Genomic DNA, 2,812 nt, shown 5'->3' on the forward strand with positions numbered 1-2,812 from the left:
GGGGAGCCCCCCGCGCGCCGCTGTGCGTTGCCGTCTAGCCGACGGGCGCGCCGGTGTCCGGTTCGAAGCGGATCACCACGGCCTTCGAGGTCGGGGTGTTGCTGATCTCCGCCGTGGAGTCCAGCGGCACCAGGACGTTGGTCTCCGGGTAGTAGGCGGCCGCGCCGCCCGGGGCCACCGGGTAGTGCACCACCCGGAAGTGCGGGGCCCGCCGCTCCACGCCGTCCTTCCACTCGCCGACCAGGTCGACGTAGAGGCCGTCGGCGAGGCCGAGCCGTTCGGCGTCGGCCGGGTTCACCAGCACCACGCGCCGACCGCCGGTGATGCCGCGGTAGCGGTCGTCCAGGCCGTAGATCGTGGTGTTGTACTGGTCGTGCGAGCGCAGCGTCTGCAGCAGCAGCCGGCCCTCGGGCACCTCGGGCGCGGTGAGCGGGTTGACCGTGAAGTTGGCCTTGCCCGTCGCGGTCGGGAAGGTCCGGCTGTCGCGCGGCCCGTGCGGCAGCGCGAAGCCGCCGGGCCGGCGCACCTTCTCGTTGAAGTCCTCGAAGCCGGGTACCACCCGGGAGATCCGGTCGCGGACGGCGTCGTAGGAGACCGCGAACTCCTCCCACGGGGTCGGGTCCTCGGGGCCGAGTGCGGCCCGGGCCAGCCGGCAGACGATCGCCACCTCGGAGAGCAGGCCGTCGGACGGCGGCCGCAGCCCGCCGCGCGAGGAGTGCACCATGCCCATCGAGTCCTCGACCGAGACGAACTGCGCGCCGGCCTCCGTCCAGTCGCGGTCGGTGCGGCCGAGCGTCGGCAGGATCAGCGCGCGGGCGCCGGTCACCACGTGCGAGCGGTTGAGCTTGGTGGAGACGTGCACGGTGAGCCGGCAGCGGCGCATCGCGGCCTCGGTGACCTCGGTGTCCGGGGTCGCGGCGACGAAGTTGCCGCCCATGGCGAAGAACACCTTCACCCGGCCGTCGCGCATCCCCCGGATGGTGTCGACCGAGTCCAGGCCGTGTTCACGCGGCGGCTCGAAGTCGAACTCCCGGCCCAGCGCGTCCAGGAACGCCGTGCTCGGCCGCTCGAAGATGCCCATCGTCCGGTCGCCCTGCACGTTGCTGTGCCCGCGCACCGGGCAGACGCCCGCCCCCGGGCGGCCCACGTTGCCGCGCAGCAGCAGGAAGTTGACGACCTCGCGGATCGTCGGCACGGCGTGCCGGTGCTGGGTCAGGCCCATCGCCCAGCACACGATGATCTTCTTCGAGGCCAGCACCAGGCGGGCCAGTTCCTCGATCTGCTCCCACGGCAGACCGGTCGCGGCCAGCACCTCGGCGCGGTCGGTGGACTTCGCCTCGGCGGCGAACTCCTCGAAGCCGTGGCAGTGTTCGGCGATGAACGCCTCGTCCGTGCCGCCCTCGGCGGCCAGCACCAGCTGGTTGAGCGCCCGGAACAGCGCGAGGTCGCCGCCGAGCCGGATCTGCAGGAAGAGGTCGGTCAGCTTGGTGCCGTTGGCGGCCAGGCCGCGGGCGTTCTGCGGGTTCTTGAACCGCTCCAGGCCGGCCTCCGGCAGCGGGTTGACCGAGACGATCGTCGCCCCGGCCCGCTTCGCCCGCTCCAGCGCGGAGAGCATCCGCGGGTGGTTGGTGCCCGGGTTCTGGCCCGCCACGATGATCAGGTCGGCCTGGTAGAGGTCCTTCAGCGAGACGCTGCCCTTGCCCACGCCGAGCGTCTCGGTGAGCGCCGACCCCGACGACTCGTGGCACATGTTGGAGCAGTCCGGCAGGTTGTTGGTGCCGAGCCGGCGGGCGAACAGCTGGTAGGCGAAGGCCGCCTCGTTGCTGGTGCGGCCCGAGGTGTAGAAGGCGGCGCCGTCCGGGGTGTCCAGAGCGCGCAGCTCCTCCGCCACGATCTCGAAGGCCCGCTCCCAGGAGACCGGCACGTACCGGTCGGAGCCCTCGTCGAGCAGCATCGGCTCGGTCAGCCGGCCCTGCTGCCCCAGCCAGTAGCCGGAGCGCTGCGCCAGCTCCGGGACGGGGTGCGCGGCGAAGAAGTCGGCGGTGATCCGGCGCTCGGTGGCCTCCTCGGCGACGGCCTTGGCGCCGTTCTCGCAGAACTCCGCGGTGTGCGTCTTGCCCGGCTCGGGCCAGGCGCAGCCCGGGCAGTCGAAGCCGTCCGGCTGGTTCACCTTGCTCAGCACGGCCAGCGTGCGGCGGGCGCTCATCTGCTCGCCGGCCATCCTCAGGCTGTGCAGCACGGCCGGGACGCCGGCCGCCGCGTGCTTCGGCGCGGAAATCTGCGGCGCGTCCTGCACCGGATCGCTCTGCGGGGCCTGCTTGGCCATGACGGGTCCTCCTCCACCCGGGCGGCGGCATCGTCGCCGCGGCCCGCCTCCATCCTCGCACCGGGGCCGTCCGGGGGACCCGGACGGCCCCGGTCGATGGGAGGATGGCGCCCGTCCACCGCCGACGACCCGCAGCGAACGAGGACCGAGGATGCCGCCCATCGAGGAGCCCGCCGACCGGTTCGGCCAGGTGCCCGAGCCGACCGCCCCCGCCGTCCCGCCGCAGGCCCCCGGGACCGCCGACGCCGCGTCCGTGGACGGTCTGTCTGCGGACGGCCTGCCGGCGGACGGCTGGGCGCTGGCCGCGCCTGCCGCCGCCGTGCCCGCTGCTGCTGCCGACGTTGCCCCGGCCGCCGAGGAGGCCGCCCAGGACTACGTGTTGCCCGCCCCGGCGGCGCCGTCGGGGATCCGGCTGGCCAAGACCGGTGCCGGGGGAGCGCCGGCCCCGGCCCCCTCGCCGACTCCGGCCCCGGCCCCCTCGCCGAC

1 protein-coding gene and 1 pseudogene are annotated in these 2,812 nt (G+C 74.2%); one reads left to right on the forward strand and one right to left on the reverse strand.

The genetic code is table 11. From position 1 onward, the window contains the following. Positions 1-34: 34 nt before the first annotated feature. Positions 35-2,326, reverse strand: coding sequence for an FdhF/YdeP family oxidoreductase (locus tag ABZ641_RS31825; protein ID WP_344624415.1), 2,292 nt, complete (start codon positions 2,324-2,326; stop codon positions 35-37). A 151-nt stretch (positions 2,327-2,477) separates the two neighbouring features. Here ABZ641_RS31825 and ABZ641_RS31830 point away from each other — a divergent pair. After that, a pseudogene (locus ABZ641_RS31830) lies at positions 2,478-2,812 on the forward strand (hypothetical protein); the annotation flags it as partial.

Origin of the sequence: Kitasatospora sp. NPDC007106 (assembly GCF_040634455.1) — a bacterium.
Lineage (GTDB): Bacteria > Actinomycetota > Actinomycetes > Streptomycetales > Streptomycetaceae > Kitasatospora > Kitasatospora arboriphila.

What these genes read in the sequence shown, in the direction of transcription:
- ABZ641_RS31825 (WP_344624415.1), bottom strand. Translation starts at nt 2,326, where the DNA reads ATGGCCAAGCAGGCCCCGCAGAGCGATCCGGTGCAGGACGCGCCGCAG.